This window comes from Luteimicrobium sp. NPDC057192 (genome assembly GCF_042670205.1).
Lineage (GTDB): Bacteria > Actinomycetota > Actinomycetes > Actinomycetales > Cellulomonadaceae > Luteimicrobium.
In genome coordinates this window covers 48,183-62,434 of the sequence record NZ_JBHUWD010000020.1, presented here as the reverse complement: position 1 = coordinate 62,434, position 14,252 = coordinate 48,183, and the positions used below count along the sequence as shown (strand labels likewise).

The following is a 14,252-nucleotide window of genomic DNA, read 5'->3' as shown; positions in this document are numbered from 1 at the left end:
GTCGCGTGCCCGACTCGCCCGCAGCCCAGACCTCCACGGTCACCTCGCCCGAGACCCAGCCGACCCTCGCCGACCTCACCACGCTCCGTGTCGGCGGCGACGTCGACACCTACGTCGAGGCCGCGTCCGAGGCGGAGCTGATCGACGTCGTCCGCGCCGCCGACGACGCCGGCGAGCCCCTGCTGGTGCTCGGCGGGGGGTCCAACCTCCTCGTGGCCGACGAGGGCTTCAGCGGGGTCGTCGTGCGCGACGTGCGCTCGGGCCTGCGCGTGGAGTCCGAGGACACCTGCGGCGGCGCGAGCATGAGCGGCCCGGCGGGGCACTCCTGGGACGACGTCGTCGTGCACGCGATCGACGCCGGCTGGGTGGGCGTCGAGGCGTTGTCCGGCATCCCGGGGACGCTCGGCGCCGCGCCCGTGCAGAACGTCGGCGCGTACGGCCAGGAGATCGCTGGTGTGATCTCGACGGTGCGCGTCTGGGACCGTGGCGAGTCGCGCGTGCGAACCCTCGCGAACGGCGAGCTCGGCTTCGGGTACCGGACGTCCCGGCTCAAGCGGTCGATGCACCTCGGGCTCACCGGCTACGTCGGCCCAGGAGGGCTGGGCGTCCCCGAGGACGACCCCAGGGCGCCCTGGTACCCGTCGCCGCGCTACGTCGTCCTCGACGTCTCGATGCAGCTGCGTCTCGGCACGATCTCCGCGCCGGTCGCGTACGCGGAGCTCGCGCGGCGGCTCGGGGTCGAGGTGGGGGAGCGTGCCCCGAGTGCCGACGTGCGCGCCGCCGTCCTCGAGCTGCGCGGCGGCAAGGGCATGCTGCTCGACCCCGCGGTCCAGGGTGGCCGCGTCGTCGGGCGCCCGGACCACGACCGCTGGAGCGCCGGGTCCTTCTTCACCAACCCCGTGGTGCCGGCGTCGGTCGCGGACGAGCTTCCCGAGGGCGCGCCCCGGTTCGAGGTCCGCAGCCCGCTGCCCGCGGTGAGCACCGGCCCGAGCCTGGGCGCCGTCGACCCGACGCTCGTCAAGACGTCCGCCGCGTGGCTCATCGAGCACGCCGGTTTCGGCAAGGGCTTCGGTGTCGCGGGCGAGGCGAGCCCGGCACGGCTGTCCACGCGTCACACGCTCGCGCTGACGAACCGCGGCGGCGCGACGGCGGCCGACCTCGTCGCCCTCGCCCGCGCGGTCCGCGACGGCGTGCTCGACCGTTTCGGGATCGAGCTCGAGCCCGAGCCCGTGCTGGTCGGCGTCAGCCTCTGAGCCCGGGCGCCCGGCCGCCCGGCGGTCCCGAGGGGCCCGCAGGCGCGGCTCAGGCGTAGACGGTGACGACGGTGCCCTGCGGCGCCTTGTTGGTCGACCAGACCCAGTCCATCGCCGGATTGGAGATCCGCACGCAGCCGTGCGAGGCCGGGTACGGCGGCACGTCGAAGCCGAGCCCGTGCAGTGCGATCCCACCGTTGAAGAACTTGGGCCGCCACATGGTGCCCAGGCCCAGGTTCGACGTGTACATGCCGTCGTACTGGCGGCCCATCCGGTAGGTCCCGGTCGGGGTGTGCGCCACGTACTGGTGCCCGTCCTTGTCCTTGAACGGCCGGCCGCTGCCCGACGACGCGTTGAGGATCGTGCCCACGTGCCCGTCGTCGACGATCAGGACGAGCTGCTTGCCGAGGTCGACCTCGATGACGTGCCCGTGGTGGGTCTGCGCTGCGGGTCGCACGCCGCGGTCGAGCGCCTTCTGCGTCTTCTTCCCGACGACGCCGTCGCGGTTCAGCCCCGCGGCCTTCTGCAGCGCCCACACCGCCTGCTGCGTCGAGGGACCGAAGTTGCCGTCGGCGGACGGCAGCCAGTACCCGAGCTCGAGCAGGCGACGCTGGAGCGTCTCGACCTTGGCGCCGTGGTCGCCCGAGCGCAGCTCGGCGTGCTCGGTGCTGTGGCCCTTGCCCTGACCCTTGCCGTCGGAACCTTCGCTCTTGCCAGGAGTGCCGTCGTCGCCCGAACCGTCCTTGGACGAGCCGTCGTCCGTCGCGTCGTCGCTCGGGGTCGGCGTGCCTTCGGTCGCGCCGTCGCCCGTGGGGCTGGGGGTGCTCCCCGTGGTGGCCGTGGGTTCGGTGGTCGCCGGGTCCGAGGGCGTCGCCGGGTCCGTCGCGGCAGGGGACGACGACGGCGTGTCGGCGGGCGAGGTCGTGGTCGTCGTGCCTGCGGGCGTCACGACGGGCGCCTGCGGCGTCGGTGTGCTGCCCGTGCCGCAGCCGGCCGCGACGAGCGCGACCGCGAGCCCGGTCGCGCCGAGCGCGATCAGCCGAGCGCGGACGTGGCCGACACCGGTGCCGGTGCGCGACGTGGTTGGACGCATGCCCCCTCCTTCGTGCCGGCGTGCGTGGTCGGGCGCAGGCCGGAGACCCATTGTGATACGTGGGAGCCCGGTACAGGAGCCACGAGCGGCGGCGGGTGCGAGGTGGCAGCCAAATCGTTACGAAAAGTCCGCTCGCGCGTCGCAGGCCGTCCTCAGCCCAGCGCCTCACGGACGGCTCGGACGACGGCCGCGTCGTCGAGCCCGGCACCACGGGCGATCGCGACGAGCTCCGCTGCGGCCCGGCGCACGCGCGTCTCAGCAGCCAGGGCGGCGTCCGCGACGGTCGTCCCGGCGCGCCTGCCGGTCACCACGACCCCGTCGGCCTCGAGCTCGCGGTAGGCCTTGGCGACGGTGCCGGCGGCGAGCCCGAGCTCGGTCGCGAGCCCGCGCACGGTGGGCAGCCTGTCGCCGGGCGACAGCGCGCCGGCGTCGACCAGGGCGCGGATCTGGAGCTGGATCTGCTCGAACGGCGGCGTCGCCGACGCGGGGTCGACCTCGATCCGCGGGACGGCGTGCTCGGTCACGGATGACCTCCTCGGTCGGTCGGTTCGGCGGCGAGCCACGCGTCGACGCCGGCGAGCAGGTGGTGCTTCGTGGCCTCCGACGCGCGGCTGGCCCGGAGCGAGGCGCGCGCCAGGTCGGCGAGCGCGGCGTCGTCGAAACCGTGGACGTGGCGGGCGGTCTCGTACTGGTCGACCAGGCGGGACCGGAACAGCAAGGGGTCGTCGGCACCGAGCGCGACCGTCGCTCCCGCCCCGACGAGCGAGGGGAGCGGGACGTCGCCGAGCTCCTCGTAGACCCCCAGCGACACGTTCGACGCGGGGCAGACCTCGAGCGCGACGCCTCCCTCGACCAGCTCGGCGAGCAGCCGGGGGTCCTCCGCGGACCGCACCCCGTGGCCGAGCCGGTCGGGGCGCAGCGCCCCGACGACCTCGCTCACGTGCGTCGGCCCGAGCAGCTCGCCGCCGTGCGGGACGGAGGCGAGGCCTGCGGCCGCCGCGATCCGGAACGCGTGCGCGAACTCCCGCGTGTCGCCGCGCCGCTCGTCGTTCGACAGCCCGAAGCCGACGACCTCGCCGGGGCCGTCGCCCGCGTACCGGGCGGCGAGCCGGGCGAGCGTCCGGGCGTCGAGCGGGTGCTTGAGCCGGGACGCCGCGACGACGACCGCGACCTCGATCCCGTGGCGGGCGGACGCGTCGCGCGCGGCGTCGAGGACCAGCTCCACCGCGGGCGTGATCCCGCCGAGGAACGGCGCGTAGGAGGTCGGGTCGACCTGGATCTCGAGCCGACCTGAGCCCTCGGCGGCATCGTCCTCTGCCGCCTCGTCGACGATCCGCCGCATGTCGTCGCCCGAGCGCACGCAGGCCCGCGCGGCGTCGTAGAGGCGCTGGAAGCGGAACCACCCGCGCTCGGTCGAGGGCACGCGCAGCGGGTCGGCGTCGAGGAGCGCGGGCGGGAGCCGGATCAGGTAGCGCTCGGCGAGGTCGAGCAGCGTCGACGGCCGCATCGAGCCCGTGAAGTGCAGGTGCAGGTGTGCCTTGGGGAGGGTCGCGAGGTCGCGCACCCGGGCAGTCTCGCACCCTCAGCCCCGGCCCTCCTCCTCGGGTGCGAACAGCCGGGCGCTCGGGTAGAAGCTCCGCTTGGCCCCTCCGGGAGTCCGCAGGAGGCGTAGCCGGCCGACGGGGTACTCGATCGCCCAGTAGCTCAGCCAGCCGACCGGGACCGAGACGAGCAGCAGCGTCAGCGCGACGAACGGGAAGGCCGCCTGCGCGTGGTCGAGCCGTCCGTGCGCGTCGAGGTACAGGAGCACGGGCTCGTGCCAGAGGTACACCGAGTACGAGATCAGGCCGCACCACACGAGCACCGACGACGCCATCCAGCGCCGCCAGCGCGCCGTCGTCGGGGCGAGGACGGACGACGCGAGGAGCAGGACGAACGCCACGGTGGAGAGCTGCTGCCACCACAGCGAGGAGGCCGCGGAGTCGGTCCGGATGGCGCAGCCCCACCCGAGGAGCGACAGCGCGCCGAGCCGGAGGGCCCACAGAGCGCGCGGGGGCAGCGGCTGGGCAGCGTGCCCGCTGTTCCAGGCGACCATCGCGAGGGCCAGCATCATCCCGCCGACGAACACGGTGCCCTTCGCGAGCGGGTTGAACCAGACCTCGTAGTGCGTCGAGGGCACGTGGGTGACCAGCGCCCAGCCCTGGTAGGCGAGGGACGCGACCCCGACGGCGACCACGGGCGCCCAGACCAGGGCGCGCCGCACGCGGGGCGAGCGCTCGTGGGCCCGCACGCGCCCGTAGACGGCGAGCAGGACCACGAGGAACGCGTAGAAGAAGACCTCGACGGCGAGCGACCACGCGGGGCCGATCGTGTAGAAGATCCGCTCCCGGTCGAAGATCTGGGTGAACGTGAGGTGCTCCACGAGGTCCTGCCAGTTGCCCGGGAGCGTGGGGTTCCGGTACGCCCACACCACGAGGATCGCGACCCAGTACAGCGGCAGGATCCTGAGCGCCCTCCGGGTCGCGAACAGCGACCACGAGCCGGGGTCCTGGCCCGCGAGCACCTTGCGGGCGATCGGCAGGAACAAGAGGAACGCCGAGAGCACGAGGAACATGCTCACGAGCCCGTCGAGGTTGAGGAGCACGTGGTACGCCCAGGTGTCCTGGTAGGCGTACGACGACGACGTCCCGGCCCGGCAGAACTGGTACGCGTGGAACACGACGATGCCGACCGCCGCGAGCCCGCGGTAGCCCTCGAGGTCCTCGAAGCGGGTGCCGGTGTTGCCGGGGACGGCGCGCTGCTTGTCGATGCGGGGTGGCGCGTCGCTCACGGGCAGGGCTGCGGACGGGTCCCGCAGGACGCTGTCCTCGAGCCGCGGCGGTCGCGGCTCCTGTCCACGCGTCGACGGTGCGGTGGTGCCGGGGAGGTCGTGGAAGGTCATGTCAGGCCGCCTTCGCCGGGAGGGGGAGCGCGCCGGCGGGGGCCGCTCCCGCGGGGGCACGGACGTCGCGCGGGGTGACTCGCCACACCCGCTCGCGGGTGAGCTCCTTGACGTGCGCGATGCGCGTCAGGGCGCTCTTGAACTCGGTGTAGACGAGGGCCCAGAGCAGGTAGCGCCAGAACCACGACCTGTGGGCGCGGACCGACGGCTCGCCGAGCACGTAGGCCATGAGCGTCTGGAGCGGGCCGACGAGAGTGGTCACGAGGGTCGTGAGCACGAACAGCGAGATGAACCAGCTCTTCGAGCCCCCGACGCCGTGCGTCACGGAGAAGACGAGGATCGGCAGGACCTGCAACGAGATCCACGGGTACGCCTCGCGCCAGCCCAGAAGGTACGTCGCGCCGAGCTTTCTGGCGCACGGTCAGGCGGGGCGACGCGAGGAGCGTGCGCAGGTGCGTGACCGAGACCTGGAGCCAGCCCTGCGCCCAGCGCAGCCGCTGGGCGGTGAGCTGCGGGACCGTCGTCGTCGCGAGCTCGTACGACGTGAGACGCGGGTCGGACGCGAGGCGCGCGCCCGACTCGAGCGCGCGCATCGACGCGTCGATGTCCTCGGTGAGCATGCGCGGGCGCATCCGGACGGCGCGCAGGACGTCGGCCCTCCAGAACCCGTTCGAGCCGCCGAAGATCCCGAACCCGTGGAGCCGGGCCCGGCCGGGGTGCGACACGGCGTAGATGGACTCGAACTCCACCGCGACCACGCTCGCCAGGCCGGACGCGTCGCCGTTGCGGACCACGCAGTGGCCCTGCACGACGTCGTAGCCGGCGCGGACCCAGCGCACGGCCCGCTGGAACCCGCCCGGACCGGGGTGGTGGTCGGCGTCGAAGACCCCGACGACCTCGCCCGTGACCACCTGGAGCGCCGCGTTGACGTTCTGCGCCTTGGACGTCGAGCCCTCGACGCGCAGGAGCTCGACGCGGGGGTCGGCCGCGGCCACCTCGCGCAATGCCTCCTCGACCGGGAGGTCCTGCGGGGTGTTGTACGCGAGGACCACCTGGAGCTCGCCCGGGTAGTCGAGGCGCCGGAAGGCGGCGAGCGTGGACTCGATGGTCGCCGACTCGTTCGGCAGGTAGGCGGCGATCACCGCGCTGACCCGGGGCCAGGCCTCGGGCTCGGGCACGCCGTCGAGCGGGTCCTCCTGCACCGCGAGCATGCTCTCGGCGACGATCGCGACGGTCGTGACGACCAGGGCCGCCACGACCAGCGGATAGGTGAGGGTCGTGAGATCGAACCCTGCCCGGTCGAAGGTGACGTACGCGAGGTACGGCACCAGCGTGCCGACGGCGAACGTGCCCACGGCCTGCCACGCGAGCCGGACGCCCGGGCGACGCGTCCAGGCGAGCGCGTCGTGGACCCCCGCGCGCAGCCGTCGCGACGCGTCCCCGACCACGTGCACCACGGCGCCCGGCAGGGTCGTGCGTGCGGGCTCGACCACCACCTCGGCCGGCTCGGGCTCGTCGAGGAGAGCCCGGACAAGCGCTTCGGGCAGCACGTCGGGGGCCTTGGTGGGCTCGAGGTCGAGTCGCGTGGCGGACGCGTCGGTCGCGCTCAGCGCGCCGGCGAGAGCGAGCCGGGCGCCGCGCCGCAGGGTCGCGTACCCGAGCAGCGGCGTGAGCGAGAGCGCCTCGGCCTCCGGCTCCCCGGTCACGTCGCTGCCGTAGCGCCGGCTCGCCAGCATGGCGGCGAGCCTCTCGAGGCGCCGGGACATGCGGCCGACGCGCTGGCGGTCGAGGATCACGACGAGGTCGCGGGACGACGTGAAGCCGACCGGGTGGACGCCCGGCAGGTCGTCGTCGACGCACTGCAGCAGGTGGTCGGAGAGTCGGTCGGCCACGGCCGGGCCGTACCGCTGCGCGATGCGCGGCATCTCGAACGCGCGGACCACGAGGACGGCCCACCGCCCTCCGACCGGGCCCGGCCCGTCGTCGTGCGCCTCGAAGGGCTCGATCGCGGCGACCAGCTCGACGGGCGACGCGGGTTCCTGCGCGCGCGGGCGGGGCGCCGGCGCGAGCTCCGGCTCGCGACGCAGCACGTGCGCGACCACGAGGTCGTGGTGCTCGAGCGCCGTGCTCCCGACGACGTCGACTCCGGGCCCGAGCCCGCTGTCGTCCTCCCACAGGTCGACGGCGGTGTGCGGGTCCGCCACGACCAAGGAGGGATGGCGGGGCAGGGGAGGGGCGTCCGGTGCGTCGTCCGCACGGGCGGCCGCGGGGAACCCGAGCGAGCGGAGCCGCCGGGCGGCGGCGCTCGCGAGCGCTCGGTCGGACAGGTCGATCAGGATGGGCGTCGATGCACGGCTCATGGCGTCCTCTTCGTGTCGGTCCCGTCGGGGGATTGCTCGACGGTGAGCCGACTCGACGCCGTTGGCGCAGCGGTGGTGCGTGGCTCCAGCCTGGCGGTGCCGCGTTACTGCACGGTTTCAGCGAGGCAAACGTTGGGGTGCGGTCCGCACCTCAGAAGCGCCGGGTGAACGGGTCCGGCTTGCGCATCCGGACCAGGAGCAGCAGGGGGAGCAGGACGTACGGCAGGTTGAACGCGAGGAACTTCCCGGGGCGCGGTGTCAACCACTCGGGCTCCCCGAACAGCTCGACGCCGAAGATCACCACACCGGTCAGCGTGACGATCATGGTCGCGTAGATCACCGCCGGGAGCTGGATCCAGTTCCACCCGCGGACGAGCGCGAGCACCAGGAGCACGTAGAACGGCAGGTAGACGAACGCCGACAGGCCCGTGCAGATCCGCATCCACGTGGGCGGGTGCATGAACAGCGGGTCGGTGTCGTGCGCGTACCAGTAGTTGCTGTTGACGATCGGGTTGGACGACGGGTGGGAGATGTCGACGCCGAGGGTCGGCAGCATGTCGCTGATGATCGAGGTGATCGTGAAGGCGCTGAAGACCAGCGCGAAGCCGATGTCGACGGGGCGCTCGCGCAGCGGCAGCGTCCGGATCCCGGGGTCGGAGGCCATGTGCGCATGCTGCCACCGTGGACGGGTTCGACCCACCGCCCGGCGTCGCGTAGAGTAGTTCTCCGGTGGTTGACTTCCGCCATGCTGAGCCGTGCCCGGTGGGGTCGCGAGACGCATGATCCGGACGTGCCCCGTGAATCCCTCGTCGGAGGTGGTTCCCGGAGTGCGCCCTGGAGACGGCGTCAGGTTCGGTGGGGTGGAGGAAGTCCACGAAGGGCAGTGGCGCAATTGGTAGCGCAGCGGTCTCCAAAACCGCAGGTTGCAGGTTCGAGTCCTGTCTGCCCTGCACGACGCACGAGGTGCGTGTCCGTCGTTGGACCTGACAGTTGGGAACGAAGTGAGCGAATCGCCGTCGGAGTCCGTGAGCGCCAGCAGCGCTCCGGCTGCGAAGAAGCGTTCGGCGCCGTCCGACAAGCGCGGGTTCTTCGGTCGGATCGCCCTGTTCGTGCGACAGGTCGTCGCCGAGCTCAAGAAGGTCCACACGCCGACTCGCTCGGAGCTCTTCACGTACACGGCCGTGGTCATCGTCTTCGTGGCGGCGATCATGGCGTTCGTGACGCTGCTGGACTTCGGCATCGGCAAGCTCGTGCTGTGGGTGTTCGGCGACTGACGCCAGCACCCCACCTCTGAAGCACACCCGTACGCCGTCAGCCGGCATCGCCAACGAAAGCAGGTTCGCTCGTGTCCCAGGAGTCGCAGGATCACGCGGAGGAGCTCTCCCCCTTCGCCGACGCCGCGTCCGACGTCACGCCCGACGCTGCACCCGAGGCCGAGGTCGAGTCCGACCAGCCGCAGGACGTGGCCGACGAGGCCCCCGAGGCTGACGCCGCCCCCGAGGCGGACGACGCAGACGTCGAGGACGCCGCCCCGGAGGGCGAGGCGACCGACGACGAGGCCGCCGAGGAGGATCCGGTCGAGGCCTTCAAGCGCGAGCTCCGCACGCAGCTGGGCGACTGGTACGTCATCCACTCGTACGCCGGGTACGAGAACCGGGTGAAGACCAACCTGGAGACCCGCATCCAGAGCCTCAACATGGAGGACTACATCTTCCAGATCGAGGTGCCGATGGAAGAGGTCACCGAGATCAAGAACGCGCAGAAGAAGACGGTGCGCCGCGTGCGCATCCCGGGCTACGTGCTCGTGCGCATGGACCTGACCGACGAGTCGTGGGGCGCCGTGCGGCACACCCCCGGCGTGACGGGCTTCGTGGGCCACACCCACCAGCCGGTCCCGCTGACGTCGGACGAGGTCTTCTCGATGCTCGCCCCGTCCCTGGCTCCGAAGCCCGAGGCCGGCGCGCGCCCCGCCGCCGGTGGCGGCGCGCAGGCCGCGACGCCGATCGCGGTCGACTTCGAGGTCGGCGAGTCCGTGACCGTCACCGACGGTCCGTTCGACACGCTGCCCGCCACGATCTCCGAGATCAACGCCGAGAGCCAGAAGCTCAAGGTGCTCGTCTCGATCTTCGGCCGGGAGACCCCGGTCGAGCTGTCGTTCAACCAGGTCGCCAAGATCTGAGTTCCCGCAGCCCGTCGGGCCGGTCGACGACCGGCGGCTGACGGGCGCGACGGCAGCACTGCAACCGGGTCATCGCCCATGGCGTCGGCCCACGAACAGAAAGCGAGGAGTGCGACATGCCTCCCAAGAAGAAGGTCTCCGGCCTCATCAAGCTCCAGATCCAGGCCGGCGCCGCGACGCCTGCCCCGCCGATCGGCCCCGCCCTGGGTCAGCACGGCGTGAACATCATGGAGTTCTGCAAGGCCTACAACGCGGCGACCGAGTCGCAGCGCGGCAACGTGATCCCCGTCGAGATCACGGTGTACGAGGACCGCTCGTTCACGTTCATCACCAAGACCCCGCCGGCCGCGGAGCTCATCAAGAAGGCCGCGGGCGTCGACAAGGGCTCGAGCACGCCCCACTCGGTCAAGGTCGCCTCGATCAGCGCGGACCAGGTCCGCGAGATCGCGCAGACCAAGCTCGAGGACCTCAACGCCAACGACATCGACGCCGCCGCGAAGATCATCGCGGGCACCGCGCGCTCGATGGGCATCACCGTCCAGGGCTGACGTCCTGACGGCACCGCGGGACCGCTGAGGCGGGACCGCACGGCAGAACAACAGTGGGAGGGGTCGTCCTTGGGGCGCCCCGACCGACCACGACTGCAAGGAGAAGCAGCATGGCTCAGCACAGCAAGGCGTACCGCGCCTCGGCCGAGAAGATTGACCGCACCCGCGTCTACGCGCCCCTCGAGGCCGTCCGCCTCGCCAAGGGGACCGCGACCACCAAGTACGACTCGACTGTCGAGGTCGTGTTCCGGCTCGGTGTCGACCCGCGCAAGGCGGACCAGATGGTCCGCGGCACGGTCAACCTCCCGCACGGCACCGGCAAGACGGCTCGCGTCCTCGTGTTCGCGAACGGTGAGAAGGCCGAGCAGGCCCGCGCCGCCGGTGCGGACATCGTCGGTGGCGACGAGCTGATCGACGAGGTCGCGAAGGGCCGCACGGACTTCGACGCCGCCGTCGCGACGCCGGACCTCATGGGCAAGGTCGGCCGCCTCGGCCGCGTCCTCGGCCCGCGTGGTCTCATGCCGAACCCCAAGACCGGCACGGTGACCATGGACGTCGCCAAGGCGGTCGAGGAGATCAAGGGCGGCAAGATCGAGTTCCGCGTCGACAAGCACGCGAACCTCCACTTCATCATCGGCAAGGCGTCGTTCTCGGACGAGCAGCTCGTCGAGAACTACGGCGCCGCGCTGGACGAGGTCCTGCGCCTGAAGCCGTCGTCCTCGAAGGGCCGCTACATCACGAAGGCGACCATGACGACGACGATGGGCCCCGGCATCCCGCTCGACCAGAGCCGGACCACGAAGCTCCTCGAGGAGGACGCGGCCTGATCCAGGCCTGTCCTGCACGAACGAACGGCGCGACCCCTGCGGGGGCCGCGCCGTTCGTCGTCTCCGGGCCGGCCGTTCGCGACCTGTCAGAACCTGGCGGCACCCTGCTGCCGTGAGCTTCTGACAGGTGGGCCGGTGCTCCCGAGTGTCAGAAGCTCACGGCACTCTGCTGCCGTGAGCTTCTGACAGCTCGGGTCAGCAGGAGCCGACGAGCGCCCAGGGGCCCCACTCCGAGGCGCCCGGCTTCTCGTTCAGCGTCCACCACTTCGCCCGGTAGACGGAGCCGTTGGAGGACGCCGTCTGGCCGCCCGTGTAGACCGTCGTCGACGACCACGCGGGAGCCGCCGAGCAGCTGACCGGCGGGGTCGTGGGGCTCGTCGTCGGCGGGGTGGTCGGGCTCGTCGGGGGCGTCGTCGGGGAGGTGGGCGGGGTGGTCGGGCTGGTGGACCCGCCGCCCGTCGCGAGGCGCGCGCCGACGGCGTTGGCGAAGGCGTACCCGCTCGTCTTGTCCCAGTTGACGGACCACGTCATGACACCGCCGAGCTTGCCGTAGGCCTTGGCCGGCTTGAAGCTCCCGCAGCTCGTGCCCTTCTCGAGGCAGTCGAGAGCCGCGACGACGTTGGCGGTCGTCTGGTAGCCGCCGCCGGCCGCCTGCGACGTCGCGGGGTACCCGAGCCCGACCTGGTCGGGCCGCAGGCCGAGCTGGTCGAGGAGGATCGCCGCCTGCGAGGTGACGAAGTCGACGCTGCCCTGCGAGTAGACCTTCCCGTCGGCCCCGAGCATCGAGCCCGAGTTGTAGTACTGGGTGTTGACGACGGTCAGGATGTCCTTCACGTTCTGCGTCAGCTTGTAGTACGCCATCGAGGTCGCCTGGTAGTCGATGGTCTGGGGCGCCATGGTGAGGACGAACGACGAGCCGACCTTCGACGCCAGCGTGTGCAGCGCTTGCGACGTGTAGGTCGCGTCGATGCCGTTCTCGAAGTCGATGTCCACGCCGTCGAACCCGTACTCCTGCAGCACGCTGTACGCGGTGCTGGCGAAGTTCGCCGCCTGCGTGGCGCTCGTGACGTTGATGGTGCCGTTCTGCCCGCCGATCGACAGGACGACCTTCCGGCCCTGGGAGTGGAGCGTCTTCACGTCGGCCTTGAACTGGTCGACGCTGTAGGTCCCGCCGAAGTCCTTGGTGGCGAGGTTGAACTCGATGCCGCCGGAGGCGGAGGCGGACGCGTCGGCGAACGCGACCTCGACGAGGTTGTACTGCGTCGGCACGTCGGCGAGGTGGATCGTGCCGGAGCCGTTGTCGAAGTTGTGCCAGTAGCCAGTGAGCCACTGCGTGCTCCCGGTCGCGGCCGCGGCGACCGTGGTGCTCTGGCCGAGCGTCGATGCCGTCGCGGGGAGCCCGGCACCGGCGAGCGCGGCAGCGCCGAGCACGACGGAGGCGACAGCCGCGCCGAGCGTGCGGCCGCGGCGCGCTCGCCGGGCGGTGGGGGTGCGGTCCATGTGAACTCCTTTGTCAGGGGACCTAACGAGGGTAGCCACGGGGGCGTTCGGCGCGATATGAGGGATTTCCCCGCGCGCGCCCTGGATGTACGGGGAATCCCGTAGCGCGTGAATGTGACCCACATCACTTCGACCGCCGGTATCAGCGAGGCGCCCGCGCGCTCTCGCCTTGGTGGGGGACGGGCGCCCCGCGGCAGAGGGGAGCGGGGCACCCGTCCGGCAGGTTTCACGAACTCGGCGCAGGAGCCGAGAACGACACGGAAGGCGGTGGCGCGATGGCCGAAGATCGCCCGCTGGTTCCGCGCCGGACGGACCGAGCGCTCGTAGAATTGTCGAACCCGCAGGTCAACGACGATCCGAGCGGAGAACCGACCGGACCGGGAGGCGTCGGTAGCACGATGACGGAGAGCAGGCACGAGACCGTACGGGACCCGGGCGAGGTCAGCCTGGGGGACCGGGCCGCGCACGCGGTGCTCGAGTACCGGGAAGGTCGCCCGGCCGCGCTCGAGGAGGTCGTCCGCGAGATGACCCCGCTGCTGTGGCACACGGTGCGCGCGCAGGGCGTCGACCCGCAGGCCGCGGACGACGTCGTGCAGGACACCTGGGTCGCCCTCGTCCGCCACATGGACAGCATCGCCGAGCCGCACGCCGTCCTGAAGTGGCTCCTCGTGACCGCGCGTCGCGGGGCATGGGAGGCCGTCCGACGGCGCCGACGCGACGAGCAGCACCGCACCGAGCTCCACGACGGTCCCGACCCCGAGACGGGCGCGCACCGCGAGGTGCCGTCGGCCGACCCGGCACCGGACGCGGTCGTCGCGACGAACGACCGCGACCGCACCCTCTGGACCGTGTTCCAGGACCTCCCGGCCCGATGCCGTGAGCTCCTCCGGCTCGTCTCCCTGGCGGACCGTCCCGACTACAAGTACATCTCCGAGGCGATCGGCATGCCGGTCGGCAGCATCGGAGCGACGCGAGGCCGCTGCCTCGCCAAGCTGCGCACGCTTCTCGACGAGAGCGGCGCCGACGACACCTGGAGGCACGCATGAGCACGCCGTACTCACCGGACGAGCCGCTGGACGCGACCGACGAGGCCGTCCTCGCGGACCTCGGGCGCGTCGCGCTGCTCGCGGACCCCGTGCCCGCCGACCTCGTCGAACGGTCGCTGTTCGCGATGACGCTCGCCGCGCTCGAGACGGAGGTCATGACGCTCGAGCGCATGCCGGAGGCCGCAGGCGTCCGGGCCGCCGAGACCGCGCCGACCCAGGCGCGCACCATCACGTTCACCTCGACGTCCCGGACGGTCATGATCACCGTGGCGCCCGGGGTCGACGGAGTGCGCATCGACGGTTGGATCGCGCCCACGGGCGAGGTGGGCATCGAGCTCCACCGCCCGCACGGCGAGGTCCTCACCACGCGCACCGACGAGGACGGCCGGTTCGCGTTCGACGCCGTCGCACCCGGCCCGGCGAGCCTCGTCGCCCGGCCCGACGACGGGCCCGCGGTGAGCACGCCCGTCATCGAGCTCTGAGGGCGGTCCCTTCCGCTCGGTGC

At 72.2% G+C, this 14,252-nt stretch carries 14 protein-coding genes and 1 tRNA gene; 8 read left to right on the top strand and 7 right to left on the bottom strand.

Features of this window, described 5'->3' with window-relative positions; all coding sequences use genetic code 11:
* Positions 1-5: 5 nt before the first annotated feature.
* Positions 6-1,253: a UDP-N-acetylmuramate dehydrogenase gene (locus tag ACFT5B_RS11125; RefSeq protein ID WP_386798130.1), complete on the top strand. Its 1,248-nt coding sequence runs from the start codon at positions 6-8 to the stop codon at positions 1,251-1,253.
* A 49-nt stretch (positions 1,254-1,302) separates the two neighbouring features.
* Here ACFT5B_RS11125 and ACFT5B_RS11120 read toward each other — a convergent pair whose 3' ends face one another.
* The 6 genes from ACFT5B_RS11120 to ACFT5B_RS11095 all read right to left on the bottom strand — a co-directional run bounded on the left by ACFT5B_RS11120 (position 1,303) and on the right by ACFT5B_RS11095 (position 8,311).
* The gene (locus ACFT5B_RS11120; protein WP_386798128.1) at positions 1,303-2,346 is read right to left on the bottom strand and encodes a peptidoglycan-binding protein; all 1,044 of its coding nucleotides are present in this window, start codon (positions 2,344-2,346) and stop codon (positions 1,303-1,305) included.
* Between the two features lie 152 nt (positions 2,347-2,498).
* Positions 2,499-2,870 (bottom strand): GntR family transcriptional regulator, encoded by a 372-nt coding sequence (locus tag ACFT5B_RS11115; RefSeq protein WP_386798126.1) that lies wholly within the window; start codon positions 2,868-2,870, stop codon positions 2,499-2,501.
* On the bottom strand, positions 2,867-3,910 hold the full coding sequence (locus ACFT5B_RS11110; RefSeq protein ID WP_386798124.1) for an adenosine deaminase: 1,044 nt from the start codon (positions 3,908-3,910) through the stop codon (positions 2,867-2,869). Before ACFT5B_RS11110 ends, ACFT5B_RS11115 begins: the two co-directional genes overlap by 4 nt.
* A gap of 18 nt (positions 3,911-3,928) precedes the next feature.
* Entirely contained in the window at positions 3,929-5,287 is a 1,359-nt protein-coding gene (locus ACFT5B_RS11105) for an acyltransferase family protein (protein WP_386798123.1), read from the bottom strand.
* A complete protein-coding gene (locus ACFT5B_RS11100; RefSeq protein ID WP_386798121.1) occupies positions 5,284-7,647 on the bottom strand; it encodes a glycosyltransferase in 2,364 nt (787 codons plus the stop codon). Before ACFT5B_RS11100 ends, ACFT5B_RS11105 begins: the two co-directional genes overlap by 4 nt.
* A 151-nt stretch (positions 7,648-7,798) precedes the next feature.
* A complete protein-coding gene (locus ACFT5B_RS11095; protein ID WP_386798119.1) occupies positions 7,799-8,311 on the bottom strand; it encodes an EXPERA domain-containing protein in 513 nt (170 codons plus the stop codon).
* 213 nt (positions 8,312-8,524) lie between these two features.
* On the opposite strand from ACFT5B_RS11095, the gene ACFT5B_RS11090 reads away from it, so the two are divergent.
* The 5 genes from ACFT5B_RS11090 to rplA all read left to right on the top strand — a co-directional run bounded on the left by ACFT5B_RS11090 (position 8,525) and on the right by rplA (position 11,201).
* Positions 8,525-8,597, top strand: a tRNA-Trp gene (locus ACFT5B_RS11090).
* A 75-nt stretch (positions 8,598-8,672) separates the two neighbouring features.
* Positions 8,673-8,921: a preprotein translocase subunit SecE gene (gene secE / locus ACFT5B_RS11085; RefSeq protein WP_386798117.1), complete on the top strand. Its 249-nt coding sequence runs from the start codon at positions 8,673-8,675 to the stop codon at positions 8,919-8,921.
* Positions 8,922-8,992: 71 nt separating this feature from the next.
* Positions 8,993-9,826 carry a transcription termination/antitermination protein NusG gene (nusG, locus tag ACFT5B_RS11080; RefSeq protein ID WP_386798115.1) on the top strand — a complete coding sequence of 278 codons (834 nt, stop codon included), beginning with the start codon at positions 8,993-8,995 and terminating at the stop codon, positions 9,824-9,826.
* Positions 9,827-9,942: 116 nt separating this feature from the next.
* The gene (rplK, locus tag ACFT5B_RS11075; RefSeq protein ID WP_386798114.1) at positions 9,943-10,374 is read left to right on the top strand and encodes a 50S ribosomal protein L11; all 432 of its coding nucleotides are present in this window, start codon (positions 9,943-9,945) and stop codon (positions 10,372-10,374) included.
* A gap of 110 nt (positions 10,375-10,484) precedes the next feature.
* Complete coding sequence (gene rplA, locus ACFT5B_RS11070; protein ID WP_386798112.1) at positions 10,485-11,201, top strand: 50S ribosomal protein L1; 717 nt, start codon at positions 10,485-10,487, stop codon at positions 11,199-11,201.
* A 195-nt stretch (positions 11,202-11,396) separates the two neighbouring features.
* Here rplA and ACFT5B_RS11065 read toward each other — a convergent pair whose 3' ends face one another.
* Entirely contained in the window at positions 11,397-12,701 is a 1,305-nt protein-coding gene (locus ACFT5B_RS11065) for a glycosyl hydrolase family 18 protein (protein ID WP_386798110.1), read from the bottom strand.
* Between the two features lie 398 nt (positions 12,702-13,099).
* Here ACFT5B_RS11065 and ACFT5B_RS11060 point away from each other — a divergent pair, with 398 nt between their 5' ends.
* Both ACFT5B_RS11060 and ACFT5B_RS11055 read left to right on the top strand, forming a co-directional pair.
* Positions 13,100-13,747, top strand: a complete 648-nt coding sequence (locus ACFT5B_RS11060; RefSeq protein ID WP_386798108.1) for an RNA polymerase sigma factor — start codon at positions 13,100-13,102, stop codon at positions 13,745-13,747.
* Positions 13,744-14,229 (top strand): hypothetical protein, encoded by a 486-nt coding sequence (locus tag ACFT5B_RS11055; protein ID WP_386798106.1) that lies wholly within the window; start codon positions 13,744-13,746, stop codon positions 14,227-14,229. Before ACFT5B_RS11060 ends, ACFT5B_RS11055 begins: the two co-directional genes overlap by 4 nt.
* Positions 14,230-14,252: the final 23 nt, after the last annotated feature.